Genomic DNA, 23,915 nt, shown 5'->3' with positions numbered 1-23,915 from the left:
TGATGAGCCATATTATTGGAGAGTCCTATAAGAGCTTAGCAGAGGAGAGCATAGAAATGAAAACAAAAGAATTAGTGATTATGTCATTGCTTGCAGCAATGGGAGCTGTCTTGCATACGATTTTCCCGCCCATCTTTTTCGGAATGAAACCTGATATGATGCTGGTCATGATGTTTTTAAGCATCATCCTTTTCCCAAAGGTACAGCATGTTGTCGTGATTGCGCTAGTGACTGGTGTCATTTCTGCATTAACAACGGGATTCCCAGGCGGACAAATTCCGAATATGATTGATAAGCCAGTGACAGCCTTTATCTTCTTAGCCCTTTTCTTATCTTGCTTGAAGATAAAGAACAAAGTGGTGCTGACCGCTGTATTAACTGCGATTGGAACCATCGTATCCGGCGTGATTTTCTTATCTGCCGCTTTACTGATCACTGGACTGCCAGCTGCATTACCGGCACTTCTTGTGGGTGTTGTCCTGCCAGCAGCCGTGATTAATACCATCGCTATGGTATTTGTCTTCCCAATTGCTCAGTCCATTCTGAGACGTGCAAGAATGATAGAAGTTGCTTAACGAATAACCGAACCTCTTCATGATAGATGAAGAGGTTTCAGATTGTTGACAAAGGGCTAAAATGATCTTGATTTTAGCCCTTTGTCTTCTTTTCAGCGTGATAGAAAACCTTTGAAGTCTAGGAAGGACGAGTACTGGCGCGGAGCGAATTTGATATTCGTGAGCACCAGCACGCAGGACTGACAAAGAATGCGAGGGTTTGTCTACACGCTGGAACCTCTTCATGATAGATGAAGAGGTTTTTTTCATGCTTTTATAAAAGAAAAAGGGTCAGCAGCAAAATGAGGAGCGAAATTCCTGCACCAGCCGCACACACAAGTGCTTTTTGCTTTAAAACATGTTTTGGCGGATAAGACCCTGCATACCCAAGCTGTCTTGCATAATGAATAGAACCACCTGTAAAAACGATGACGATACACATAAAAACGAACAGAAAGACAGACAACCTTCTCCCCTCCCTTTTCTTCAAAAGTATGCTAAAATAAAGCAAGCTATGTATGGAAGTTCAATGAAGCTGATCGTCAGCTCAGAGAGAACATGCGAATGTGTAAAATTTGACTAGAGGTGATTTGAATGGCTAGTGGACGTTCTTTATTAACAGGATTATTTGTAGGCGGTCTCCTCGGAGGTGCGGCAGTGCTCCTGACGACTCCCTCTTCTGGCAGAGATGTGCGCGGAAAAGTGAAAGACGGCTATGACAAATTCGAAGATACGCTGACAAAATTAAAAAGAGATGGACAAGCTTTAAAAGAGCAAATTGTGGAAACAGCAAAAGAAAGCGCAGAGGTAATTAAAGAAGTCGGGTCTGAATTGCAAACATCGATTCAGCAATGGCGCGAAGAAATCAAACCTCATCAGCAGGACTTACAAAAGGAAATTCAGGAAATTGAGGAAAAGCTCAAACAACTGGAGAAAACCTTACAAAACTAATATACTCACAAAAAAATATTCGTTTACAAAAGTGTGCGGGGTGCGTATCCCGCACTTTTTTTGTTGAAAAAAGGTTATTTTGACAATGTTTTTCATGACTTTTAAAAATTCTTGAATTTTCAGCTTTATTAATCTTTATTTTATTGGCATAATAGAATTACAAGAAAAAGAGAAGTAGGTGAAATGGATGAATCATTCGGAACAGCCTTTCGATGTAAAAGAAGCACTTTTATTCAGTCAAAGAATGGCCCAATTGAGCAAAGCTCTTTGGAAATCCATTGAAAAGGACTGGCAGCAGTGGATCAAACCGTATAACCTAAATATCAATGAACATCATATTTTGTGGATTGCGTATCAATTAAAAGGAGCTTCAATATCAGAAATTGCAAAGTTTGGCGTCATGCATGTATCAACGGCGTTTAACTTCTCCAAGAAACTGGAGGAACGAGGATTTTTAAAATTTTCTAAAAAGTTAAACGATAAGCGCAATACGTATATTGAGCTAACGCCAAAAGGCGAAGAGACATTCCATAAACTACTCGAAGATTATGACCCGGCCCGAACTGGTATTGTCAAAGGCGCACAGCCGCTTCATGACATTTACGGAAAGTTCCCTGAGATTTTAGAAATGATGTGTATCATCCGTAACATATATGGTGAGGATTTCATGGAGATTTTTGAGAAATCGTTTTCAAACATTGAGAAGGACTTTTTGAATGAGCAAGGAAAAGTCACAAAAAAGACTGAGGAACTTGAAAACTCAGCTGAGGCAGCAGAAAAAGCGTCTAAAACAAATCAAATTGTTTAATGATCTTTATAAATTCATTCATTAGCGGCTGAAAGAGCCCTTGATCATGCAAAGCAAATATCGTCTCATGAACATCCAGCTTTTCAATTAACTGTCCCGCAAAGAGCGCAAGGAGATCGTCAAACATGACGTAGCCTTGTGCTTTTTGCTTATCCATTTCCTCTGTAAGCTCAGCACAAATACGCTCAATTTCCTCTGCCTCTTCTTTCGATACACGCTGCCTGATCAATAACGCATAATATGGATAACGGCTCATATCGGCTGCCGTCAATAAAAGTTCCATATAATATTCAAGCTGGCTCATTCGTTCCTCAATACTCATGTACGTTCCCTCTTTCTCTTAGTCCTTCTATTTTAGCCGAAAATACTCATTGACGAAAGAGACGAACCTCCCCCTTCAGTTCTTTTTTCTTGAAAAATCCAAAGTTTCCTCTCTTTATTCCATATGAAGGCACCATTTTATTTTTTTTCATCAAAACCATTGATTTTTATCCTCAGGAAGAGTAAATTATCTTGAGATATTCAATTCGATTTTTAGATTGGAAGGATGAAAAATGAATTGTTGGAAGACCATTAATCTTGAAAAGGATTATGGTTATACGAGAATGATGATTTCTGCCATAAGTCTTGCTATCCTTTTTTTCATTATGGCATTTTTATGTTTTCAACTGACTCATCCTGAAACGAGGCTAAGCAGCCATAACGCACCGCTTTTTGCCGTGCTCTTACTTGTGACATTGCTTGTCCACCGTGTGGTTCACTTGATCCCAGTGATGAAAAATAAGAAAAAAATGACGCTATTAATGAAACGAAATTGCTGGCAGCGCGTGCCTAAGAAAGTGATGCTTTTTTCACTTCTCAGCCCGTTTTGTGTCATCTCACCGGTTTACTTTGTGTTAGGCGTGGCGTTTCCTATGTACGCACACTATTTTATCATCATCGCAAGTATACATGCAGGCTATTGTTTGCCTGACTTTTTATTTGCATGGAAGCTGCTCAAAGCACCTAAATCCTGCATCATCGATCAAGCTCAAGACGAGTTTGATATTTTAGTTGACCAAACTTCCTCATCATGAGGTTTTTAAAGCCAACTTCTATCTTTTTCATAAAAAATTTGGTAATGTAGTATGGGAATAGCATAGAGAGGGGGGATCTCCGATAGTTTTATTTTACTTCATCGTCTTTGCCGCGTTTATTGTGTATTCAATAAACAGGCTTACTAATACATTATGCCTTGTCAGAGAGATTCCTGAAGAACGGCAAGATAAGGTGTTTCGCTTTATCAATGTATCGATACTGATCTTACTTATCTCATCATTTGTTGAAATTACCATTTCCATTTAAGATCAAAGCAAAAGCTGCCAGTTTGAGGGCAGCTTTTTGTGTATATTTTAATTAGCAAATCCAAGATGCACCGATGATGATCAATAAAATGAATAATACGACGACTAGTGCAAAACCGCCAGCAAAGACTTCTCCTCCCATGTGAAAACACCTCCTGCCAGTTCTTCCTCTGTTCTAAGCTCAGTGTATGCAGAAAAATAAAAAACGTTTAGGCACCTGTCATCGTTTGAAAAAAGAACCGCCCTCACGCACGGCAGGACGGCTCCCTTCTGTCACAGCGATTTAATTAGTAAAGATATGCTGCACCAACGATGATCAGCAAAATGAATAGCACGACCAATAAAGCAAACCCATTAGAATATCCTGCTCCCATATAATTCAGCCTCCTTTTTGTGATCACTATATGTGTATGTCGCGCGCAATTTTTTGACTAGACGAATGCCCTTCCATTTGCATTTCTTTTTACAGCGTGTCACAATATGTTATGATACAAGCAATGATAAATAAATTGGAAAGATTAGGAGTGTTTTTTGAATGAAAAAAATGGCTTTAGCAGCTGTAACAGCAGTAAGTGTATTAACTCTTGGCGCATGCAGTAGCGGTGATAAAGATGTGATCGCCACAACGAAATCAGGAGATGTCACAAAAGGAGAACTTTATACAACTCTTAAGAAACAAGCAGGTGGAGATGCTCTAAACCTACTTGTTCAACAAAAGGTTCTTGCTGACAAATACAAAGTATCTGATAAAGAAATTGATAAGAAATTGGAAGAATATAAAAAGACACTTGGTGAAGATCGTTTAAAACAGCTTCAAGATGAATTCGGTAAAGATTACATCAAAGATCAAGTGAAATATGAGCTGCTGACTCAAAAGGCTGCCAAAGCTAACATCAAAATCACTGATAAAGAAGTAAAATCGTATTACGATGACCTTAAAGGAAAAATCCGTGCAAGCCACATTTTAGTAGCTGATAAGAAAACAGCTGACGAAGTGGAAAAGAAATTAGATAAAGGTGAAAAATGGGATTCCCTTGTCTCTGAATATTCAACTGATACTGCTTCAGCAGCACAAGGCGGAGATGTAGGCTGGTTCGCAAAAGAAGGCCAAATGGACGAGAACTTCAGCAAAGCTGCTTTCAAACTAAAAGTAAATGAAATCAGCAAGCCAGTAAAATCCCAATTCGGCTACCATATCATTAAAAAGACTGAAGAACGCGGTAAATATGATGACATGAAAGCAGACTTGAAAAAAGAACTGCTTGACCAAAAACAAGCAGACACAAATGAAATCCAAAACATCTTAAACAAATTAGTAAAAGATGCTGATGTGAAAGTAAAAGATAAAGAGCTTCAAAAAACGTTCAAAGAAAAATCTGAACAGCCTGCACAAAATCAGCAGACACAACAGAACCAGTAATCACAAAAAACCCCTCTGCCGTAATCGTGCAGAGGGGTTTTTGTATGACGAGATTAAGCGATTGAATGATCTTCATGTGCCGCAGTATCCTGTGATCTTTTCACCTGCTGATTCTGGCGTCTGCGCTCTCTTTCCTGTTCCATTCGCTCGATAAAAATTTCTCCTTCCTTTTCAATAAAGGATTGATCAATTTCTTGCTCCTCTTTGGCTGTTGTCATTAATTTATACGCACAGAAAATAATGCCGATAATACATGCATACACCCACCACGGAAAAAACAACATTTTTTCCTCGCCTCCTTTTCTTAAGGAAATTCCTCTCTTCCTTTGTGTTACATGCTTATGCGAAAAGAAGACAAGTTATGAAAAAAACGCCCGCATAAACGGACGTTTTGACATGATTATTCGTGATGGAAGGTTGGTTTATAAAACGAACGATTCTCAAGTGCAAAAATACGTTCTGTATATTCTCCTGGTTTCACATGCTCAAGCGCACGATCCATCATGTTCATTTTCGCATCTAAATTATCAATATAGTGGAGAATTTCAGCTTCTTTCACCATTGGTGGTTTCGGGCTCCCCCATTCTCCTTTTCCGTGATGACTCAGGACTAAGTGCTGTAAAATGAGAATTTCTTCTGAATCAATGCTAAGCTCTTCCGCAGCTTTCGCAATTTCTGTCACCATAATGGAAATGTGGCCAATTAAATTGCCTTCCACTGTATACGTGGTGGAGACTGGACCCGATAGCTCTTTGACTTTCCCTAAATCATGAAGAATAATGCCTGAATATAAAAGATCTCGATCTAGTGATGGATATAGGTCAACAATGGATTTAGCTAAATGCAGCATGGACACGACGTGATAGGCGAGTCCAGAGACAAATTCGTGATGATTTTTTGTCGCTGCTGGATAATCAGCAAATTCCTGTCCGTATTTCTTCAGCAAATGCCTTGTAACGCGCTGAATATTAGGGTTTTTCATATCAAAGATATATTGCATAATCGTATCCATCATATCGTGTTTTGGAATAGGAGCTGTTTCGAGAAAGTCATCAATTCGAATTTGCTCGTTTTCAGCAACAGGGCGTATATTCCTAAGCTTCAGCTGATTCCTCCCGCGATAATGATGAATGTCGCCTACTACCTTCACAATGGTTTGCGGGCCATAGGTGATTTCATCATTCTGCTTTGCATCCCATAGTTTCGCCTCAATATCTCCACTTTGATCTTGAAGAATGAGCGTTAAAAATGGTTTGCCATTACTTGCAATCCCTTTAGTAGATGATTTAATTAATAAATGCAGGTCAACTTGTTCGCCGACATCATAGGTCATGATCCCTTTAGCCATTCAATAAAAGCTCCTTCCATGTTTCTGCTCATATAAGTATAACATAAGTAATTATTTGTCAATCATTCAACTGCTAAACTCGTAATCTGTCCATGTTCTGCTGCCTGCGCCATATGCTGATGACAGGTGAAATAAAACAGCTGTGTTTCAAAACGAGTGAGTTCATTCATCAGCTCCAGCACTCTTCCTAGACGAACATGATCAAAATGAACGAAGCTGTCATCCATCATAAACGGAAGCTGACACTCCTGCTGATGAGACAAGGCGAGTGCAAAACGAATGGCCAGATAGACTTGTTCACATGTTGCCTGTGAGAGCTCCTCTGGGCGGAATATTCGTCCATCCATCCTTTTCAAGATCAGCCGGTCATCCTCGGGTGAAAATAAAATGGCTTCATATCGATCATTCGTTAACGGCTGAATAAAGCGGGAGGCTGTTTGCAGCAGAGCTGGCAGCCTTTTTTCTTTATGTTCATTCAATTTTTCTCGAATGACGGAGCGAACAAGCTGAATTGCCGCCCATTTTTTCGCAAGGTGCTTTGCCTGCTCCTGCTCAGCTGCAAGCTGATGAGTCAAATCAGACACCGTACCCGAAGCTTCTATTTGCCGGATTTCCACTGCTCGTTCTGCCAGGCGTTTTTCCATATTCGCCGCATTCAATTGTAAGTTATTCAAGTGCTGCTTCGCTTCCGCACACTCCTCTTCAAGAAAACGCAATCCTTTGCGAACAATCGATTCTTCCTCATTAAAACAGCCGCTTCTATGAAGCTCTTGATTCAGCTGCTGCAAATGGGAAAGCCGTTCCCGATATTCTTTCGATAGATGAGAAAGAATTTGGTAATCTTTTTTGGACTCTGCCTCTACTTGACAAAAAAGCGCGTCCATTTGTTTTTCGTAATAGTCAATTTCCCCTTCTAGCGTCGTGAGCTGCTGCTTCACATGTTGAATCGATACATCCAATGTCTGACGTTCTTTTTCTCTTTTCGCCTCATCTTTCAATATCTCTTGAAAGGCCGAGATATGCTCTTGAATGGTGCCTTCCTTTCGTTGAAGAAGACTGCTTAACGCTTCCACTCTGTGCTCATAGTTGGATTGCTGGCCGGCAAGCTCGTCTATTTCCCGGCTAAGCTCCTCATATCCCGCTGTATTCGTTTTTAATTGCTTCAGGATAAGGAAGGCTTCTACTAGGAAAGAAAGCTCTGAGGACAAGCCCAGCTGTCTTTTCTTTTCCTCTACTTGCTGCTGGACAGGTTCCAGCTCCTTCTCCCAGTCTTCATATTGCCGGATGATCCTTTCGTACAAAAGCTCCTTCTGCCTCACAAGCGTTTCAGCTGAAGCTGCCTGTACCTGGAAGGAATCGAATGTTCCTCCGCCGCTTCCCTGTTTCACCTGTGTCGATTTCAAAAATGGGTAAATAGCAAAGAAGACAAAAACAGAAAATCCCGCAAATAAGAAAGTAACCCACCACTCTGTTAAAAAGAAGAGGACAAGCAGAAATGCAGCATCGAACATCACCATCACAGGAAATAACCACGCCCGGGAATGAGCCTGTTTCTCTTTTGCTCTTGTCCCCCAAGTTTCCACTGTACTATGTGGTTTGGCCTGCTGTTCTTTTAACCCTTTTAAAGCGGTTTCCGCTTCTTCCAGCTCATGTCTTGCATGATCAAACCGGTCATCCAGCTGTGCCTTTCTGTCCATTAAACGAACGTATTGGCTGACAGCCTCCTTTAATTCCCACTCAAATTCAAGGGAGTCGTCGATCTCATCGAGCTTGATTGAACGCTGCCACTTTAGCTTCGCTGCGGCTTCGTCCATTTTTTGTTTCAATGAATCACGTTCTGCTTTACATTCTGCTAAGCGATTTTTGACAAGTTCAGCATGAGATGATTCATCAACGACACGCTTCATCTCCAGTAACGTATCCTTGTCATGAAGCGGTTGAATTTGGGCCAGCGAGGTTTGCATATGATCTAATTTTTGCTTTAGTGCAGCCATTTGAGCCTTTTTCGGGTGAAGGTGTGATTCTAATTTATCCAATTCATGCTCTGTTTCTGCTTTAAAGCGTTTGACTCGTTCTGGATAACGGGCTAATTCTTTTTTTAACTCCATCTTCTTCTCTATCATGGGATAAAGTTGAATGTGTTCAGTTAACTGCTGAATCTGTTCTTCTGTCTGCTTCATTTCCTTTTGAAGCGCTGCGATAGTCTCTATTAATTCAGAATGCTCCCGTTTTTTTTCTGTATAACGGCCTTCTGCCAATCTAGCTTGTTTCAGCTGACCAGTGAGCTCTTTTAAACGATCAAGCTGCTGGTTTAATTCCGGCTTACGTCCATTTGGTTTAAACAGCTGCTCCTGCTGCTTAAGCAGCCTGCTATCCATCTTGGAAGCCGCATCTGAGCCAAATAAACTTGAGAAAAGGAGGAATTCACCGATTTGATCTTCGTTTAAGGCTTGGACATTTTGCAGTCCAAACACATCAAATGAATAGATTGATTGAAATAATCTGCGATCCGTTCCCTTTAAAAGAGTGCGTAGAAATGCTTCGTCTTTCACTTCACCATTTGGTAAAAACACCTGTGCTTGACCGCCTCGATCAGACGATCTCTCAATGTGAATGACACCTAACTCCTCATCTAAGCAAGTGAGGGACCCACCATAGAAAGATCCTTGTTTCGGCTTGTACATCTTATTTTTAGAATAACCAAATAACATCGACTCAATAAACGCCTTCAATGTCGTTTTCCCCGATTCATTCAGGCCGTAAACAAGCTGAAAACCGTCATCAGAAAAGTGAAAGGTTCGATTTGAAAATTTCCCGAAATTCGCTATATGGAGTGAACGTATTTTCATCATACCTCTCCTTTTCTCATAATTGTTTCAGCTGTTCCGTCAGCAGCCTTTGTGCTTCTTCTTTTATATCCAATTCATCCTCTTGTGTGAGCGCTTTTCCTGACTTCCTGTAGGTTGAGTGACGCTTGATCGGGGAAAGCAGCTCTTCATATGACTCAAACTGAGCAATTTCTGCCGTTAGTTCCTTCAAAAAGGAATCTTCTGGATAGATCACTTCCTCGTTTGTTCGGCAGTCAATTGATATCACCCAAACAAACACACCTTCATCTTCCTCTTGTTCATGAAAAACAGTCATCAGCTCCTCGAGGGCCTCAAGCTGCGTATGCTCAAGGTAAGAAGGCGCATCACCAGTCAATTCAATTCTCACAAAATGAGGAATACCGTCCTCTTTCAGTTCATTGATTTTGCTTTCCACAAGTGTGACAAGGTCCGTCATATGAGCCGTTTCTGTGATGTCTATTGCCAGTTTCTCAAAGATGATATCTGCACAGCTAATAAAATCCGCTGCCCGTGAATCTTCGGAGAGTTGAATCAAATAACAGCCTTTTTCTCCCGTTTCTTTTATATGTCTGCCCTGGACATTACCAGGGTAAATAATATATGGGTCTTCATGCAGAAGGGCTCTTTTATGTATATGTCCGAGCGCCCAATAATCGAAATCCCGCGCTATAAGCTGCTGAAGCTGAAATGGGGCATATGCATCATGTCCTTCTTGTCCGGCTAATGTGCCGTGAAGCATCGCAATGTGATAGGCAGCATCTGTCGTTTTGACATAATGAGATGTCATATTTTCATAGACAGCCCGCTCTTTGTAGCTAAACCCATAAATACTCGCGACAAGCTGATCCCCTCGATAATAGGAGAGCTCACTTGGTGTACTGCTCGTAAAGACATGTACATTCTCAGGCCACTCAATCGGTGTCCATTCACCGCCTAAATGATCATGATTCCCATAAATAATAAAGACTTCAATCCCGTGTGTTTGCAGTCTTACAAACTGGTTTCTTAAAAACAGCTGTGCTTTCAAGCTGCGATTGGATTCATCAAATAAATCTCCGCTCAGCAGCACAAAGTCTACTGCCCGCTCAACGGCGAGATCAAAGATGTTCTTAGCACTTTGAAATGTACTTTCTTTGAGCCGCTTAAATATGGAACTAGGTATAGTCGACATTCCTGCAAATGGGCTGTCTAAATGTAAATCTGCGGCATGAATAAAGGTGAGCTTAGTCAAACGTCTATCTCCTTGTCCGATACTGTCATTGTCCATATTTTATCATGCCATTTTTACGAATGCACGTTCTATCACTCTCTTTCTAAAAAACACATTTTTAAGGGCTAAAAAAGAGGTTTTGACTTATTCCATGTTTAATTACATTAAAAAAGAGAGGAAAGGAAGATGAGGCATGGAGAAGACATACTTTTTAACCGTATTTGACCGGTCGGGTGAGACTTTATTAAATGAAAAAATCACAGCGGATAGTGACGAGAAAGCAAAGGAATTAGGACGTCATCGCTTAATGGAACAGCAATACACAAAGCATTCTCATCGACTCGTTAATCAAGCAGGCAAGCTGCTTTTATTTGAACGTTAAAAAAGCCGGCTTTTGCCGGCCTCATGTTCATTTATGCTTTTTGAAAGACTGGTCGTCTTTTATCTAAAAAGGCCTGTATACCTTCCTTGTGATCATGACTTTTTCTCAGTCTTGCCTGTGCTGCTCTCTCTTTTTGAAGAACTGATAAGAGCTTTGATTCTGACTGCTGGAAATAGATCATCTTTGTTTCGATAAAGGCTTGAAGCGGCATGTTCATAAATGGCTTCACACACACTTTTTGGTACGTATCGACCTCATCCTGAAACACCCCGTCTGCAAGGCGCAGCTTTAACGCTTCTTCAGCCGGCAGCTTTTGTCCGCTCCAAATCAATTGTTTAGCGGTTTGCTCACTCACTCTTTTTGTGAGGAAAAAATGCCCCCCGCCATCTGGAATTAATCCTACTCCATTAAAATTCATGGCAAGTTTTGCATCCTGATGCATAAACAAGTAGTCACAGCTTAGAGCAAAGCTAAAAGCGAGGCCTGCTGCTGACCCGTGGACAAGCGCAATCGTCACTTTTTTCATACCAGCTAGAGAAAGTGTTATTCCCTCGATCAAATCCATCACACGATGGAAATCTTCTTCACTTTCCTGCTTGAGCATCATCCCAATATCTCCGCCTGCTGAAAATCCTTTTCCCGCTCCCTTGATGACAACGACTTTTGCACTGCTTTCCTCCGCTGCATCACATGCTTCTTTGAATTCAGCAAACATGTCCACATGAAAAGAATTATAAGCTTCAGGCCTATTGAAAACGATTTCAAAAACATCCCCGTCTAACTGACAATTGATATATGTCATCATCCATCCCCCTCTTCTTTTAAAAGCTCATAACTTACTTCCATTTCCATCATGTAAAACCTTTTTCTCTAAACAAAAAATTTCAAGATCAATTGATACTAAAATAAGCATAATGATTGAAACAAGAAATATATTTTTATATAGTAAAAAAAGAAAGAAAATAAATTTGAAAGGAGGAGGATGATTGATCAGATGTTCCATCATGATATTGGTTAGCTTCATCGTCATGTTTTCTCCTTTTTCAAATGTCGTTTTTGCTTCACAGGCAGAAGCGAGTATACCTAGCCTGATTTCTCCATCCATTTATGATGAAGAAATCAATGCTGTGAAGACACCTTCGTTTTCAAAAAAACATGCTTCATCCATTCTGTTGAAGGACAGATTATCAATGATGGATGCCAAGACTTTTCTGCCAAAGCCTGCCCCATCAGCTGCATTGTCCATTGATCTATGTTTTTTGGAAATGAAGTGTGCGATCCCCGTTATGTATCAATCTAATTACCTCTACTGATTCATTTTATTTCATCCGCATTTACTATATAAAAAACACAGACTATCAAATTCGGAGGGATAAAATGAACATTAAAGAAAATGATCTTCCTGGGATCGGAAAGAAATTTGAAATTGAAACGAGAAATAGAGAAAAAATGACGATTGTGATTCATGATGATGGCAGACGGGAAATTTATCGTTTTGACGATGATGATCCAGATGAAGTGCTGTCTACCATTTCACTCGATGATGCTGAATCCCGGCAAATCGCTGCTATTATCGGCGGTATGGTGTATAAACCGCAGGCACTAGAAACCATTGAAATGGCCTTCAACGACTTGATCATTGAATGGTTTAAAGTGGAAAAAGGTGCAAAAGCGGTTGGACATACACTCGGTGATTTAGATGTGAGACAAAATTATGAAGTCACCGTGATTGCGATCATTAAACATACAAATGAAAAATTACTCAACCCTGGTGCCGATTCGATTATTCAAGCAAATGATACGATGGTCATTTCGGGCGAAAGAAAACACTTGAAACGATTGGTACGTGATTTTCTTTCTAGAGGGGGAGAGTGATGAATGGATCATCTAGTCTTTGAAGTTGGGACGGCGCTAATTCTTATCGCCATCGCCAGCTTAATCGCCAATAAAATTAAATTTTCTATCATCCCTTTTCTCATTGTCCTCGGAATGATTGTTGGGCCGCATGCTCCAACTATCGGGATCATTGATTTGAAATTTATCGAAAGCACGGAGATCATTTCGTTTTTTGGCAGAATGGGCGTCCTGTTCCTTCTTTTCTATCTTGGACTTGAGTTCTCTGTCGGAAAACTCATTAAATCGGGTAAATCTATTGCAGTCGGCGGATCTATTTATATTTTGATCAACTTCAGCTTAGGACTGCTCTACGGTTTTATCACAGGGTTTGGATTCCTTGAGATTCTCATTATGGCAGGTGTGATCACCATTTCATCCAGCGCCATTGTGGCCAAAGTCCTTGTCGATTTGAAACGGACGGCAAATCCTGAAACAGAGTTAATTCTAGGGATTATTATGTTTGAGGATATTTTCCTTGCCGTATATTTATCTGTCGTATCAGGTCTTGTCCTTGGAGATGCCACTACTGTTGGCGGTGCCTTATTATCGATTTTAATCGCTTTTGGTTATATGATGCTTTTCTTTATCATTGCGCGGAAGCTGCCAAAACTATTAAACAAGTTGTTTGATATCCGTTCGAACGAAGTGTTCATCATTGTGATTTTTGCCGCTTTGTTCTTTGTCGCTGGTTTCTCAGAAACGATTCATGTAGCAGAGGCTATTGGGGCTCTCTTACTTGGTCTTGTTTTCTCAGAAACAGAGCACTCAGACCGCATCGAGCATCTCGTGGTTCCGTTTAGAGATTTCTTTGGAGCGATGTTCTTTTTCAGCTTTGGTCTCAGTATCGATCCGTTTACATTGGGTGATGCCTTCTGGCTTGCGATCGGCGCTGTGATTCTTACCTTAATTGGGAACTTCACTGCCGGAATGTTCGCTGGACGGAGAGCTGGATTTTCTCATAAAGCCTCTTCTAATATTGGATTAACCATCGTATCGAGAGGAGAGTTTTCAATCATTGTTGCCGAGCTTGGCATCGCCGGCGGACTTGCCGCTACTTTGAAGCCCTTTGCTGCTTTGTATGTCTTAATCCTTGCGATCTTAGGACCGCTCGTAACGAAAGAATCTAAGAAAATCTATCAAATCCTAAACAAAATCTTCAAATGGAAACCTGAAAAACCAAAAGTAAAAAAAGAAACGACGATCTAATGAAAAAGGGCCCTATGCTTGGGCCCTTTTCTATGTTTTATTCAAATTGCTGAAATGCAGTTTCTTGCTTGACTGGCGCTTCCTCGGCCCCGCGAATGGTTCGAATGACTTTCTGGTTGCGGTAAATCGATAGTTTCAAATTGGTTGCCGCTGTTCCATGAGAATGATCAAGATTCGTGAATGTAAAGAAATGATTTGAACGCTTGTCTTTGAACACAAGCCTGAAGTCGTCTGTCACTTTAAAATGCTCTTCACTTTCCCATTCAATCAAAGGTTCATATGCACTAAACCATTCAGGAATATTCGGTGTATACCCTGTAGCCAATACAGCATGATCTACAGTTATGCTTTTTTCTTTCTTCAGCTGCCACTGTTTGAGATGCAGCTCCAAAGGCTGATGCTCTCCTCTTTGAATCGCTTCAAGCTCTGTCATTGGCTGAATGAGCACAGATGGCTCTTCACCTGAAACAGAGCGATGATACAGCTCCTGATAAATGCGCGAAAGCGTTGATGCATCGATGCCATTTCTTAATCCTGTCAGCCTAGGCAATGTGTTCATACGTTCTTCATAAGGAAGCGAATGAAAATACTCGACATACTTTGGTGTAAAAAGTTCTTGGCCAAGCTCTGCCGTCTCTAGCTCTCTAAATTCACTAGAACGTGTAAACCATGAAAGCTGCTGTCCTTTCTTTTGATGCTGAAGCAGGTCTAAGAAAATTTCAGCTGCACTCTGCCCTGAGCCGATTACCGCCACCGACTCAGCTTCGTGAAGTGCTTTCTGCTGATCTAAATAACGGCTGCTATGGGTCACATATGAGTATGCTGCTTCAGGCACATCGACTGGAATCATTGGTTTGCTTCCTGTGCCTAACACGACATGCTTTGCACGATACTCAGAAAGCGATCCATCGTTCAGCCGTCTGACTTTCACAAGGTAGCCATCTTGGCAGTCCGTCACTTCTTCTACCTTCATCCCGAACTGGCAGCTGTCTAATTCCCCTGCCACCCATGATAAATACTCATTGAATTCTCTCCGCGGGATATCAAACTGTTCAAATGTATAGAACCGGTGAAGTCTATTTGATTCATGTAAATAATTTAAAAATGTATACCTGCTCCTTGGATTCGCCATTGTGACAAGATCTGCTAAAAAGGAAACTTGCAAATCCGTTCCTTTGATCAGCATACCAGGATGCCAAGCAAACTCAGACTCTTGTTCAAAAAAACAGCATGAGACATCCTCATACTCCTCTAACAAAGCGGCCAATCCTAAATTGGCGGGCCCAATCCCAATTCCGATCACATCTATCATATGTACACCTGCTTTAACTTTTTATCACTTATATACCCTTTTACAAATGAAAAAAAACACTGCGTCATCGCAGTGTTTAAACGTGAGAAACAAATAATGATTCAAGGAATTGAATTTTCTCTTCTGTATAGTGTTCATACCGGTCATTATACGATTTTGGATCTTTTGGATTGGCATACTGCGTAATTTTTCCTGTCCGTGGATCAATGAATTTACTCGCTGCACCGCACCCAATGCCAATGATTGTCTGTACTTCTTCCATGATAATGATATTATACAAACTTTCCTGTCCATCTAATGAATACCCGACATTTTCGAGATTTCCCAAAATATTTTTTTGTCTATATAAATAATACGGGTGATATTGATGTGCTTTCGTCCAAGAGACCGCTTCATCCATCATACGTGTGATTTCTTCTCGGTCTGCTACTTGGTATTTCTCCTTATTGCGCGTCATTTCAGATGCTCTTTTAAAGGAGAGTGTATGCACAGTTAAAGATTCAGGCTTGAGCTCTTCAGTCTGCTGCAAGGAGTGCTGAAATTCTTTGAGCCCTTCTCCCGGCAATCCAATGATTAAGTCCATATTGATATTATTCATGCCGTACTGTCTTGATAAGTGATACTTTTCAATCGTTTCTTCCACACTATGATGCCTGCCAATAGCCTTTAGTGTTTCATTCTCATACGATTGCGGGTTAATGCTAATCCGGTCAATATTGTAGCGGTTTAGCACCTCTAGCTTATCAGGCGAAATCGTATCAGGACGCCCTGCTTCGACAGTCACTTCCCGTATATGCTTCACATCAGGGAACGAGCGATACATTTCTTCATACAGCAAATCCATTTCTTCCGCTGTGATGCTCGTTGGCGTGCCTCCGCCAAAGTAAACAGTCGTCACTTTGATTCCATGTTCTTTAAGCCATGCGCCCATTTTTTGCATTTCATAATGCAGACCAAACAAAAACGTTCCCACTCTGCCAGCTTGTCCTTTAATGGCGTAAGCAGGGAACGTGCAGTAAGCACATTTTGTGGGGCAGAAAGGAATGCCAATATAAATACTCACTTCCTGCTGAAGGTCATACAGATCTGGAATGGCTTTAAGCTGACGATCGACAATCTCCTGCATCAAATTGATTTTTTCACCATGAATCAAGTAATCACGCTTTAATGCCTCATGTGCATCTTCCTTTGACATGCCTTCTCTCAGCATCTTATGGAGCAATTTCGTCGGACGTATTCCTGTGAGAATCCCCCACTTTTGTGTCATTCCTGTGTGCTCCTGAAGCAAGTGTAAATAAACGGACAGCACTGTATTTTTGATTTGTTTCCAGCGCTCCTTATCGTTCAAGCTCTCTGGGACATTCCGCGAAAAACGACTGGTGATGTCTGATCCATCGATATGACCAGATGCTTCCACCATGCCATTTTCTTCCTTCCAGCTAAATTCCATGATCAAACCATCATCCAGTTCACTTGGTTCAAACATCACTTCACTATCTTCTTCAAATAAATTGGCTATATTGACAAGCGGGCGATGAAATCGTTCATCTGACAGCCCTTTAATTAAAATTCGCATCATATCACCTTTATCTTCAAACTTGTTTCATTTTACAAAATTCAAGTAGGAAAAGCAATGAAGGGAACAGACGAAGGCCCTGTCATTTCTTGATTGACAGGGCCTTCAGTGTATTATCTCTTAATATCGAATTGATGTAAAAATCCTTCTCTTTGCTGCATTCTAAAGTATTCCTTGATCATATAAGCCACACCCTGTTCATCATGCGAACGCGTCACCCAATCGGCTTTGCGCTTGACATCATTGGGGGCATTTCCCATAGCAACGCCTAAACCAGCCAATTCAAGCATTGGAATGTCATCTGTTCCATGACCAATGACAACCGTATCTTCTAAAGTAAAACCGAGTGCAGAGGTTAAAAGAGAAAGTCCCGCTTCCTTCGAAACCCCTTTGCATACAATATTCATTTTCTCATCACTGATCCTAATAAGATCAACAGATGGGAATGCTTGTTGAATGGTCCTGTGAATCTCAGGCTGAAGCTCCGCGGTCGAATATACTTCAATCACTGGTGTACTGACTGGTTCATCCATCAGCATATCACTTAAAGATTCAACAAATTGGACGGGATAGAAAATGGGATCAGACGGATGAATGAGCGTCTTTCCCATCAGCTGAGACTGCGTTTTTTTCCGGTTGCCGATCGAGAATTTTTCATGCAGCAAGCGGACATTACAATCGAAGCTTTCAAGGATTTGCACAAGATTAAATGTCTTTTCTTCCGTTAATTTTTTCACATGAAGCGGCTCATCGAGTTTATCGGCGATAAATGCACCACTATGCGTCACAAGGGTTGATGTTGGAATCTTCAACGCCTTGGCAATTTTTTGAGCGGAACGAAAATGCCGGTTGGTGACAATCGTCACGTAAACCCCTTTTTTCTTTACATATTCCACAGCTTCTTTTGTAGCAGAATGGATTTTACCATTGGAACGAAGTAACGTCCCATCTATATTGAGTGCAAGTAGTTTTTTTGACACTGAGGCATCCCCCTTCTTGATGACTGTACTTACGATGAGGATATGCCCTAGCTTGGTGCTTTAGAACATGCAGTTGAAAGAGCCCAAAGTTATGAATGATTGATATAAATAAAAAAAGCCTACCCCTAGGCTTTTTTTTATGTATGGTTTGGATGCGTTACAATGGAGTGATGAAGCTCCCCATGATCCCCTTATCATTTACACACCAAAGCATTGCTTATATCAGATCCCCTTATGATGCTTTGCGTTTCTCCCAGAAGCGCTTCTCTCTCGTTTGGCTCACCGCCATAAATCCCAAGTGAAACGCACCCAATTGTCCCTTGAGAGCGCCTTTTGAAAGCACTTTCAATATAAGTATTATCGCAGAATTTATGTGCTTCGACAACCTTTTTTTAAAAGATATTGAGGAGAAAAGATAAAACAAAAAAGGGCGAATGACATCGCCCTTTCCATTAGTTTTCTTCTGGATTCCCATAAAGCTCTTCAAGTGGCTTCATGATAATTTTATTTAACTCACCGATAAGAACACTCACACGTTGTTCTGCTTCCATCAACTGAGAGATTTTGTCGTGCTGCTGAACAAGAGCAACTGTTTTTTGAGCTTGCTCCACTTCTTCTTGTGTGATCTCTTGACCAGTCATTTGTTTTTGTTGAAGGTTTACTTGAATGTCACGGAAGTTCTCAAACATTCTTTTAGAGGACTCATCCGCGTTTACCTCATCATAAAGATTTCTTAAAGTTGAATATTCTTCGCTATGACGCAATGCTTTTTCAAGGTCATATGCAACATCATAAAGATTTACAGACATGTTATGTCTCCTTTCTATCCGTTATCACCGATATGATCGGCGGACACCACTCCACTATAACAAACTATGGCTTTCGTTTCACATATATACAATGAATTCATTAAAATTTCTATAGCTTGTCTTAGAATAGCGCCACAAAAACAGCCTGGATAGCACCAATCATCCCGCCTAAAAGACCGCCTAGAAATGTTATCATCTTCAGCTCCTTATTAGAGATGCTGACTACAAGCTCTTCCATTTTTTCAAGCGGGAAAAGTTCAATTTGTTCACGAATGATATCTTCAAATTGCAGCTTTGCAAGCAGACTCTCTAAAGCATTTGAAGCCGCTTCGATCCCCTTATCAATCAACACTGGCGCAAAATGTGTTTTAAGGTCATCCGCTACAGCACTGACATATGTTCCAACTGGTTTGTCTAATATCAGCTTTGTAGAGAAATGAGAAAGCAATTGATTTTTCACACTAAAAATAAGTTCCTTCACATTCCATTTTTCATCAAGCTCATGAAGAGAAAATAGCTTCACCTTGTCCCATTCTTGAACAAGTAAATCTGATAAAAATCTTTTTGTTTCTGCGTTTCTTAAAAACTTGATGATTTCGGGATGTACACGATCAATTAAGCTTGAATTCCCTAGAAACATTTGGACCATACTGCCAAGCATTCCCCGTTCTTTTAAGAAATCATCAATCATATTGCCAAGCCTGGCTTTGCCTTCATCACTTTCAAAATAATGAATGCCTCTCTTTAAAATATAATCTGCTGCATCTGGAATTTTTGATGATATTTTGGTTTCCACTTCTACCGGGAGCAATTCAGATAAAGTTTGCTCGTTATATGTTTCAAGCAATGAAGCGAGCTTCTGGTCAGACCACTGATGGAGCCATCTATCTGCTTTAACATCAGCCTGTGAAACGCCGAATTTTTCTAGCAGGGAGAATACGGTGATCTCCATATTTGCGCCTTTGTCAATATATTGATGGACTGTACGCAGGATCTCCTGCTTTGCCTCCGATGATTCAAATCGCTTTTGAATACCTTCTGGCGTGAGCAAATGCTCCATAACCATGACACCAACCTGCTTGGCTACTTCGTCTCTTCTTTTAGGGATAAGCCCTGGTGTAAATGGAAGCTGTTTTCCGAATAAGTAATATGGCTTATAAGGCCGAAAAAGCATTTTAATTGCAAGATGGTTTGTCGCTGCTCCTATGACTGCGCCGATAACAATCATAAAGATAAACGTTGTGAATATATTCAAAGTCGTCATCTACCTTTCAAACAACACCCGAGGTTTATTGTTTTGATCTATACGTATTATAGTTGTTGTCAAGTTCCCAAGCAAATGAAGCATGCAGCGAGACATATGATCAAGCGATCTGTCGTAATGATAAAGGAGCGTAAGCTTTATGTAAAATCACAAAAAAATGTTTTTTGATGGTAAAAAAAGAAGTTGAAAAGAAGGTGTTTTTTAATGACAACATTAGGTATTGCGAGCCTTTCTCCGCAGTATGAAGAGGCATTCACACGGCAGCTCGCCAAAGCTGCCTCTTCTTATCGTTTAGAGGTTGTTCGTTTTACACCATTTGATTTAAAGCCGGCTTCAAATTTGATACAAGGCCAAACATATACGAATGGCCAAGGGTTTGCTGACGCACAATTTCCGATTCCCGACTTGATTTATGACCGATGTCTTTATCGGCATGACGCACAATCTAAAAAAGCAAAACCCATCATGGAATGGCTAAAAAAATATCCAAAAACAGATTTTTTGAATACGGGCATTTCAAATAAAATGGTGCTATTTGAGCAGCTCCGTCTCCTCTCTGCTTCACAGCCATATTTACCTGGCTGCTTTTTATTAAAAGAGCCCTCAGACCTGATCAATATGGTAAGGGAGTACGGGGCTGGCGGTTATTGTAGAATGCAGCCTCTCTCCCATCAGCATGCAGCATCTACTTACTTCATTTTCTTTGATGGCAAATCAACATTTACTGTTCAACTAAGTTCCAATCAAACCATTACATTTTCTCGTACGTCAGAGCTGGAACGCTGGTGCAAAAAATATGCAGGCCGGTATTTCCTTCAATTTTTCAACACGAATGATCAAAAAGAAATTTTATTCAATGAAATCAAGATTTTCCTTATGAAAGATTCACAAAATCAATGGAAACGCATGGGAATTCACACAAAATCACCTGCAGAAAATAGTCTTTTAAGTCATACACAAAAATCAGCTCCTGTGATAGGCTTTGAACACTATCTAAATACATTGCAGCCACACATCAAGGAACTCCTTTTAGATGATATGGCATCCATTCAGGCATCAATCCCAGCTTATATAGATAAAACTTACTCTCCTTGCTTTGAATTCGCAGTAGACTTACTTCATTCAAGTGAAGGCAGACTTTTCATATCAAATATCAGATCAAAGCCAGGGCGGTCCGCTTTTTTAAAAGTTTATCCTGAGAAGGAACACGAATTGATTCGCATCATTCTTGAACATGCGCAATCGATAAAATCTCAACCGAAGGAGGTTTCTTATGAACAGAAAGCGCTGCATCATCGCCCCACACCTTACAAGTGAAAAAACAATTCATCTTCCCGTCCATTATAAACAGAAAGATGCCATCTATTCTCTTGCTCTAGGGTCTCGTTTAGTAGATGGCTTCAACATTTCCTATCATCAGCATCCAAATAAAATTTTATTATCTGAAGATCTATACAGAGGATTACTGATTCCTTACCAATCAAAAGCTGATGTGATCATCATTGACCATACACTTTTTATAGGGCCGTTGATGGGCATTTTCACTGCAGGTTTTGAGCAAAGTACACAGCCATTAGGAACGAGATCAGAATTTTTTATCAAACTGCTGCACTCTTTCAGGCAGCATCCTGGTTTTGCCTATCTTTTTGGGTCACATTCTATTGATTGGGAAAAAGGAATTGTAGAAGGACTGTTGTACCACGAAGATTCATGGGTTAAAAAACAGCTTCCCCTTCCGTCAGTCATTTATGATCGGCTTCCAAATAGAAAAGCTGCTCAGTCGGCACTCATTCAAGAAACGAAGCGAAAACTCACCCAAGACTATGATATCCCTTGGTTCAATCCTTACTTTTTTAATAAATGGGAGATTCACGAACAGCTATTAACAGATGAAAAAACATGGTCCTTTCTCCCACATTCTGTACAATTAGATCCCGTGGACGCTCTAAGTAAAATTGAAACACTTCTCCATCTGCATCAAGTTATATACTTAAAACCGACAAACGGAAGTCATGGAGACGGGATTTATCAGTTAAAAAAGGAAAACGACGGAATCACTGTATCCTCAAATTTCGGAAATTCTATTCCATATGATTCAATAGATCAGTTTGTTCAAAGGCTGCGAAAGGATCATGCAATTCATGATTTTATTGCACAACAAGGCATTGAGCTTCTTCAAATAGACAATCAACCGATGGATTTCAGAGTTCATACGAATAAAAATAAAGAAGGTGATTGGACAGTCACAGCAGCAGCAGCAAAGGTTTCTGGAGATCATACCATCACGACTCACCAGTTACACGGGGGAACGGTGAAAACACTTTATGCTGTCTTTCCAGAAGAAAAGAAACGTTTGCAGATTTTACAGCAGCTTTCTCATACTGCCATCATGCTTAGCCAAGTGATAGATAAAAAAATGACCGGGCATATTGGTGAAATCGGTTTTGACTTAGGCATTGATCAAACAGGTGCAATTTGGATGTTCGAAGCCAATTCTCGCCCTGGCCGAGAGATTTTCCAGCATGTCTCTTTGAAAAAATCAGAATGGCTGATTGGGAAAAGAATCATGGATTACGCATCTTACCTTTCAAAAACGGCACTCACCACTTCAGATCACGCGAACGTCTACTGACGCTTTTTTGTCACATGTCAGTGCTCTTAAATCTATGCTTTTTCTATGCTCTTTTCATGAGATGAGATACAATAAAATCAAGTTCAAGGTTGTTTCCGTGTTGTCGTGTTTGTTTATTGTTTCATCAATAAAAGCAAGGAGGCAATGATGATATGATTTCTCATTTTCAATGGAAACCCCTTTTTAAGAAAGCACAATTGCCAGGCTGGAAAATATCCTTTTTCCACAATGGTGCACACTATGAAGGCATCTACCACAAAACAGGTGACATTGAATGGGGCTCTCAGCTTCCGCCCCATGAAGTAGAACCAACTTTAAAAGAAGAAATCCACGAATTAATGCTGTTCCATGTCTATGATTAAACTGTTTAAGGAGCCCCGCCATGTTAGAAAAATTAAAACTTGTTTACGGAGACCATATCATCAGCACACCTACTCATGACAAACAAATTCTTTGGTATCAAACAGACGAAGGTGAAATATTTGGAGTAAACAAATCGGAGCTTTCAGAAAGAGAAACACTTCTTCTCAACTCTTTTCTTACACCAATTGATCTATTTCAAAAAGCGCAGACCGAGGATGAACAAAAATGGTTCAGCTATCTTTTTGAAAACAAACCACTAACTGTCCAACATCCCGTCCGTGTTTATTATTTTCAAATGATCCATCAAGAAGAACAAAGACAGCAAATAAAAGAGGCTGTGAATAACAGCCTCGAACATACTCATTTCATATGGACAGGCCCTGAAACAGCTATGCTGATTCAACCAAATGCCACATCAGAAAACAGTCAATTAGATCAGTTAAATGATTTGTCTCTAGCTATTACAAGTGATTTTTTAACAGACTCAGTCTTTATACAAGGACAGCTGCATTTGCCAAATGACCATTTACAGATGAGGTTATTAAATGAACAACAGCTATTTTTATACCATATGCAGCGAGAAAAGCTTAGATCAGGGGCTGCTACATTTTATCAATGCCTGCCTTCGTTCATTTGTTATGATGCATCCGCACTCTCTCATGCTATTTCAGATGCTTTTAAAGAAGCGGTCTTTGACCGGGATGTTTACCGAACCCTCATGACCTATATGCAATGTAATTTAAACGCATCCAAAGCAGCAAAAGCGTTATATGTTCACAGAAACAGTCTTCAATATCGAATTGATAAATTTATTGAGCGCACTGGGCTAGATATACGACATTTTCCAGAAGCATCCGCTGCTTATTTGATGATGACTCTACTCGATCTTTCATAAAGAATGAAGACATGAGCACCCTGCCCAAAAATGAAAATAGGATGTTGTGCACGTTGTCCATTTACAGACTCTTCCTCATTTTATACACTTTATTTACTAGTAAAGCGCTTTCGAAAA

28 protein-coding genes are annotated in these 23,915 nt (G+C 40.4%); 14 read left to right on the top strand and 14 right to left on the bottom strand.

Annotation, left to right across the window (positions count from 1 at the left end; all coding sequences use genetic code 11):
- The first annotated feature begins 56 nt into the window (after positions 1-56).
- On the top strand, positions 57-575 hold the full coding sequence (locus NSQ76_RS05555; RefSeq protein ID WP_024425455.1) for a tryptophan transporter: 519 nt from the start codon (positions 57-59) through the stop codon (positions 573-575).
- Between the two features lie 253 nt (positions 576-828).
- On the opposite strand, the gene NSQ76_RS05550 is transcribed toward NSQ76_RS05555, so the two are convergent.
- Positions 829-1,020, bottom strand: coding sequence for a hypothetical protein (locus tag NSQ76_RS05550; RefSeq protein WP_024425454.1), 192 nt, complete (start codon positions 1,018-1,020; stop codon positions 829-831).
- Between the two features lie 128 nt (positions 1,021-1,148).
- Between NSQ76_RS05550 and NSQ76_RS05545 the strand changes: the two genes are divergently transcribed.
- A complete protein-coding gene (locus NSQ76_RS05545; RefSeq protein ID WP_024425453.1) occupies positions 1,149-1,505 on the top strand; it encodes a YtxH domain-containing protein in 357 nt (118 codons plus the stop codon).
- 187 nt (positions 1,506-1,692) lie between these two features.
- Positions 1,693-2,313 (top strand): HTH-type transcriptional regulator Hpr, encoded by a 621-nt coding sequence (locus tag NSQ76_RS05540; RefSeq protein WP_024425452.1) that lies wholly within the window; start codon positions 1,693-1,695, stop codon positions 2,311-2,313.
- Here the strand turns inward: NSQ76_RS05540 and NSQ76_RS05535 are convergent.
- Positions 2,291-2,635 carry a YhaI family protein gene (locus NSQ76_RS05535; RefSeq protein WP_024425451.1) on the bottom strand — a complete coding sequence of 115 codons (345 nt, stop codon included), beginning with the start codon at positions 2,633-2,635 and terminating at the stop codon, positions 2,291-2,293. The genes NSQ76_RS05540 and NSQ76_RS05535 overlap by 23 nt on opposite strands.
- 232 nt (positions 2,636-2,867) lie before the next feature.
- Between NSQ76_RS05535 and NSQ76_RS05530 the strand changes: the two genes are divergently transcribed.
- Positions 2,868-3,389 carry a DUF3267 domain-containing protein gene (locus NSQ76_RS05530; protein WP_024425450.1) on the top strand — a complete coding sequence of 174 codons (522 nt, stop codon included), beginning with the start codon at positions 2,868-2,870 and terminating at the stop codon, positions 3,387-3,389.
- An 82-nt stretch (positions 3,390-3,471) separates the two neighbouring features.
- A complete protein-coding gene (locus NSQ76_RS05525) occupies positions 3,472-3,657 on the top strand; it encodes a hypothetical protein (protein ID WP_072368131.1) in 186 nt (61 codons plus the stop codon).
- Between the two features lie 51 nt (positions 3,658-3,708).
- Here the strand turns inward: NSQ76_RS05525 and NSQ76_RS05520 are convergent, their stop codons facing one another.
- Both NSQ76_RS05520 and NSQ76_RS05515 read right to left on the bottom strand, forming a co-directional pair.
- Positions 3,709-3,798, bottom strand: a complete 90-nt coding sequence (locus tag NSQ76_RS05520) for a YjcZ family sporulation protein (protein WP_017360317.1) — start codon at positions 3,796-3,798, stop codon at positions 3,709-3,711.
- A gap of 145 nt (positions 3,799-3,943) precedes the next feature.
- Positions 3,944-4,030, bottom strand: coding sequence for a YjcZ family sporulation protein (locus tag NSQ76_RS05515; protein WP_008361129.1), 87 nt, complete (start codon positions 4,028-4,030; stop codon positions 3,944-3,946).
- 161 nt (positions 4,031-4,191) lie between these two features.
- On the opposite strand from NSQ76_RS05515, the gene NSQ76_RS05510 reads away from it, so the two are divergent.
- Positions 4,192-5,076 carry a peptidylprolyl isomerase gene (locus NSQ76_RS05510; RefSeq protein ID WP_024425449.1) on the top strand — a complete coding sequence of 295 codons (885 nt, stop codon included), beginning with the start codon at positions 4,192-4,194 and terminating at the stop codon, positions 5,074-5,076.
- A 53-nt stretch (positions 5,077-5,129) separates the two neighbouring features.
- Here NSQ76_RS05510 and NSQ76_RS05505 read toward each other — a convergent pair whose 3' ends face one another.
- From NSQ76_RS05505 to NSQ76_RS05490, 4 genes are all read right to left on the bottom strand, one after another.
- On the bottom strand, positions 5,130-5,360 hold the full coding sequence (locus NSQ76_RS05505; RefSeq protein ID WP_024425448.1) for a sporulation YhaL family protein: 231 nt from the start codon (positions 5,358-5,360) through the stop codon (positions 5,130-5,132).
- A gap of 116 nt (positions 5,361-5,476) precedes the next feature.
- Entirely contained in the window at positions 5,477-6,424 is a 948-nt protein-coding gene (gene yhaM / locus NSQ76_RS05500) for a 3'-5' exoribonuclease YhaM (protein ID WP_024425447.1), read from the bottom strand.
- A 62-nt stretch (positions 6,425-6,486) separates the two neighbouring features.
- Positions 6,487-9,273 (bottom strand): ATP-binding protein, encoded by a 2,787-nt coding sequence (locus NSQ76_RS05495; RefSeq protein ID WP_341052893.1) that lies wholly within the window; start codon positions 9,271-9,273, stop codon positions 6,487-6,489.
- Positions 9,274-9,289: 16 nt separating this feature from the next.
- On the bottom strand, positions 9,290-10,504 hold the full coding sequence (locus NSQ76_RS05490) for a metallophosphoesterase family protein (RefSeq protein WP_341052890.1): 1,215 nt from the start codon (positions 10,502-10,504) through the stop codon (positions 9,290-9,292).
- Positions 10,505-10,676: 172 nt separating this feature from the next.
- On the opposite strand from NSQ76_RS05490, the gene NSQ76_RS05485 reads away from it, so the two are divergent.
- Entirely contained in the window at positions 10,677-10,865 is a 189-nt protein-coding gene (locus tag NSQ76_RS05485) for a YhzD family protein (RefSeq protein WP_047202901.1), read from the top strand.
- A gap of 31 nt (positions 10,866-10,896) precedes the next feature.
- Here NSQ76_RS05485 and NSQ76_RS05480 read toward each other — a convergent pair whose 3' ends face one another.
- Entirely contained in the window at positions 10,897-11,670 is a 774-nt protein-coding gene (locus tag NSQ76_RS05480) for an enoyl-CoA hydratase (protein WP_341052889.1), read from the bottom strand.
- 181 nt (positions 11,671-11,851) lie between these two features.
- Here NSQ76_RS05480 and NSQ76_RS05475 point away from each other — a divergent pair, with 181 nt between their 5' ends.
- From NSQ76_RS05475 to NSQ76_RS05465, 3 genes are all read left to right on the top strand, one after another.
- On the top strand, positions 11,852-12,178 hold the full coding sequence (locus NSQ76_RS05475; RefSeq protein ID WP_231506868.1) for a potassium:proton antiporter: 327 nt from the start codon (positions 11,852-11,854) through the stop codon (positions 12,176-12,178).
- 64 nt (positions 12,179-12,242) lie between these two features.
- On the top strand, positions 12,243-12,740 hold the full coding sequence (locus tag NSQ76_RS05470; RefSeq protein WP_024425442.1) for a cation:proton antiporter regulatory subunit: 498 nt from the start codon (positions 12,243-12,245) through the stop codon (positions 12,738-12,740).
- Between the two features lie 3 nt (positions 12,741-12,743).
- Complete coding sequence (locus tag NSQ76_RS05465; RefSeq protein WP_024426572.1) at positions 12,744-13,967, top strand: cation:proton antiporter; 1,224 nt, start codon at positions 12,744-12,746, stop codon at positions 13,965-13,967.
- A gap of 37 nt (positions 13,968-14,004) precedes the next feature.
- On the opposite strand, the gene NSQ76_RS05460 is transcribed toward NSQ76_RS05465, so the two are convergent.
- The 5 genes from NSQ76_RS05460 to NSQ76_RS05440 form a co-directional block, all read right to left on the bottom strand.
- A complete protein-coding gene (locus NSQ76_RS05460; RefSeq protein ID WP_341052886.1) occupies positions 14,005-15,279 on the bottom strand; it encodes a lysine N(6)-hydroxylase/L-ornithine N(5)-oxygenase family protein in 1,275 nt (424 codons plus the stop codon).
- 76 nt (positions 15,280-15,355) lie between these two features.
- Entirely contained in the window at positions 15,356-16,855 is a 1,500-nt protein-coding gene (locus NSQ76_RS05455; protein WP_341052884.1) for a coproporphyrinogen III oxidase, read from the bottom strand.
- A gap of 113 nt (positions 16,856-16,968) precedes the next feature.
- Positions 16,969-17,835: a Cof-type HAD-IIB family hydrolase gene (locus tag NSQ76_RS05450; protein WP_039177545.1), complete on the bottom strand. Its 867-nt coding sequence runs from the start codon at positions 17,833-17,835 to the stop codon at positions 16,969-16,971.
- Positions 17,836-18,287: 452 nt separating this feature from the next.
- Positions 18,288-18,644: a YlbF family regulator gene (locus NSQ76_RS05445; RefSeq protein ID WP_024425750.1), complete on the bottom strand. Its 357-nt coding sequence runs from the start codon at positions 18,642-18,644 to the stop codon at positions 18,288-18,290.
- A gap of 121 nt (positions 18,645-18,765) precedes the next feature.
- Positions 18,766-19,899, bottom strand: a complete 1,134-nt coding sequence (locus tag NSQ76_RS05440; RefSeq protein ID WP_024426577.1) for a DUF445 domain-containing protein — start codon at positions 19,897-19,899, stop codon at positions 18,766-18,768.
- Positions 19,900-20,112: 213 nt separating this feature from the next.
- Between NSQ76_RS05440 and NSQ76_RS05435 the strand changes: the two genes are divergently transcribed.
- The 4 genes from NSQ76_RS05435 to NSQ76_RS05420 all read left to right on the top strand — a co-directional run bounded on the left by NSQ76_RS05435 (position 20,113) and on the right by NSQ76_RS05420 (position 23,798).
- Positions 20,113-21,225 carry a YheC/YheD family protein gene (locus NSQ76_RS05435; protein WP_056766059.1) on the top strand — a complete coding sequence of 371 codons (1,113 nt, stop codon included), beginning with the start codon at positions 20,113-20,115 and terminating at the stop codon, positions 21,223-21,225.
- Positions 21,182-22,540, top strand: coding sequence for a YheC/YheD family endospore coat-associated protein (locus NSQ76_RS05430; RefSeq protein WP_056766057.1), 1,359 nt, complete (start codon positions 21,182-21,184; stop codon positions 22,538-22,540). Before NSQ76_RS05435 ends, NSQ76_RS05430 begins: the two co-directional genes overlap by 44 nt.
- A 152-nt stretch (positions 22,541-22,692) precedes the next feature.
- Positions 22,693-22,902, top strand: coding sequence for a YheE family protein (locus NSQ76_RS05425; RefSeq protein WP_003211787.1), 210 nt, complete (start codon positions 22,693-22,695; stop codon positions 22,900-22,902).
- A gap of 20 nt (positions 22,903-22,922) precedes the next feature.
- Positions 22,923-23,798 carry a helix-turn-helix domain-containing protein gene (locus NSQ76_RS05420; protein ID WP_024426580.1) on the top strand — a complete coding sequence of 292 codons (876 nt, stop codon included), beginning with the start codon at positions 22,923-22,925 and terminating at the stop codon, positions 23,796-23,798.
- The last annotated feature ends 117 nt before the right edge of the window (positions 23,799-23,915 follow it).

Origin of the sequence: Bacillus sp. FSL M8-0256, from assembly GCF_038005765.1 — a bacterium.
In the GTDB taxonomy this organism is placed as follows: Bacteria; Bacillota; Bacilli; order Bacillales; family Bacillaceae; genus Bacillus; species Bacillus safensis.
Note: the sequence above shows the minus strand (reverse complement) of the source record. Positions and strands in the feature narration are given on the sequence as shown.

Excerpts from the sequence above, each read along its gene's own strand:
- NSQ76_RS05555 (WP_024425455.1), top strand. The coding sequence starts at position 57 with ATGAAAACAAAAGAATTAGTGATTATGTCATTGCTTGCAGCAATGGGA.
- NSQ76_RS05545 (WP_024425453.1), top strand. The coding sequence starts at position 1,149 with ATGGCTAGTGGACGTTCTTTATTAACAGGATTATTTGTAGGCGGTCTC.
- NSQ76_RS05540 (WP_024425452.1), top strand. The coding sequence starts at position 1,693 with ATGAATCATTCGGAACAGCCTTTCGATGTAAAAGAAGCACTTTTATTC.
- NSQ76_RS05535 (WP_024425451.1), bottom strand. The coding sequence starts at position 2,635 with ATGAGTATTGAGGAACGAATGAGCCAGCTTGAATATTATATGGAACTT.
- NSQ76_RS05530 (WP_024425450.1), top strand. The coding sequence starts at position 2,868 with ATGAATTGTTGGAAGACCATTAATCTTGAAAAGGATTATGGTTATACG.
- NSQ76_RS05520 (WP_017360317.1), bottom strand. The coding sequence starts at position 3,798 with ATGGGAGGAGAAGTCTTTGCTGGCGGTTTTGCACTAGTCGTCGTATTA.
- NSQ76_RS05515 (WP_008361129.1), bottom strand. The coding sequence starts at position 4,030 with ATGGGAGCAGGATATTCTAATGGGTTTGCTTTATTGGTCGTGCTATTC.
- NSQ76_RS05510 (WP_024425449.1), top strand. The coding sequence starts at position 4,192 with ATGAAAAAAATGGCTTTAGCAGCTGTAACAGCAGTAAGTGTATTAACT.
- NSQ76_RS05505 (WP_024425448.1), bottom strand. The coding sequence starts at position 5,360 with ATGTTGTTTTTTCCGTGGTGGGTGTATGCATGTATTATCGGCATTATT.
- yhaM (WP_024425447.1), bottom strand. The coding sequence starts at position 6,424 with ATGGCTAAAGGGATCATGACCTATGATGTCGGCGAACAAGTTGACCTG.
- NSQ76_RS05495 (WP_341052893.1), bottom strand. The coding sequence starts at position 9,273 with ATGAAAATACGTTCACTCCATATAGCGAATTTCGGGAAATTTTCAAAT.
- NSQ76_RS05485 (WP_047202901.1), top strand. The coding sequence starts at position 10,677 with ATGGAGAAGACATACTTTTTAACCGTATTTGACCGGTCGGGTGAGACT.
- NSQ76_RS05480 (WP_341052889.1), bottom strand. The coding sequence starts at position 11,670 with ATGATGACATATATCAATTGTCAGTTAGACGGGGATGTTTTTGAAATC.
- NSQ76_RS05470 (WP_024425442.1), top strand. The coding sequence starts at position 12,243 with ATGAACATTAAAGAAAATGATCTTCCTGGGATCGGAAAGAAATTTGAA.
- NSQ76_RS05465 (WP_024426572.1), top strand. The coding sequence starts at position 12,744 with ATGGATCATCTAGTCTTTGAAGTTGGGACGGCGCTAATTCTTATCGCC.
- NSQ76_RS05460 (WP_341052886.1), bottom strand. The coding sequence starts at position 15,279 with ATGATAGATGTGATCGGAATTGGGATTGGGCCCGCCAATTTAGGATTG.
- NSQ76_RS05455 (WP_341052884.1), bottom strand. The coding sequence starts at position 16,855 with ATGCGAATTTTAATTAAAGGGCTGTCAGATGAACGATTTCATCGCCCG.
- NSQ76_RS05445 (WP_024425750.1), bottom strand. The coding sequence starts at position 18,644 with ATGTCTGTAAATCTTTATGATGTTGCATATGACCTTGAAAAAGCATTG.
- NSQ76_RS05435 (WP_056766059.1), top strand. The coding sequence starts at position 20,113 with ATGACAACATTAGGTATTGCGAGCCTTTCTCCGCAGTATGAAGAGGCA.
- NSQ76_RS05430 (WP_056766057.1), top strand. The coding sequence starts at position 21,182 with ATGAACAGAAAGCGCTGCATCATCGCCCCACACCTTACAAGTGAAAAA.
- NSQ76_RS05425 (WP_003211787.1), top strand. The coding sequence starts at position 22,693 with ATGATTTCTCATTTTCAATGGAAACCCCTTTTTAAGAAAGCACAATTG.
- NSQ76_RS05420 (WP_024426580.1), top strand. The coding sequence starts at position 22,923 with ATGTTAGAAAAATTAAAACTTGTTTACGGAGACCATATCATCAGCACA.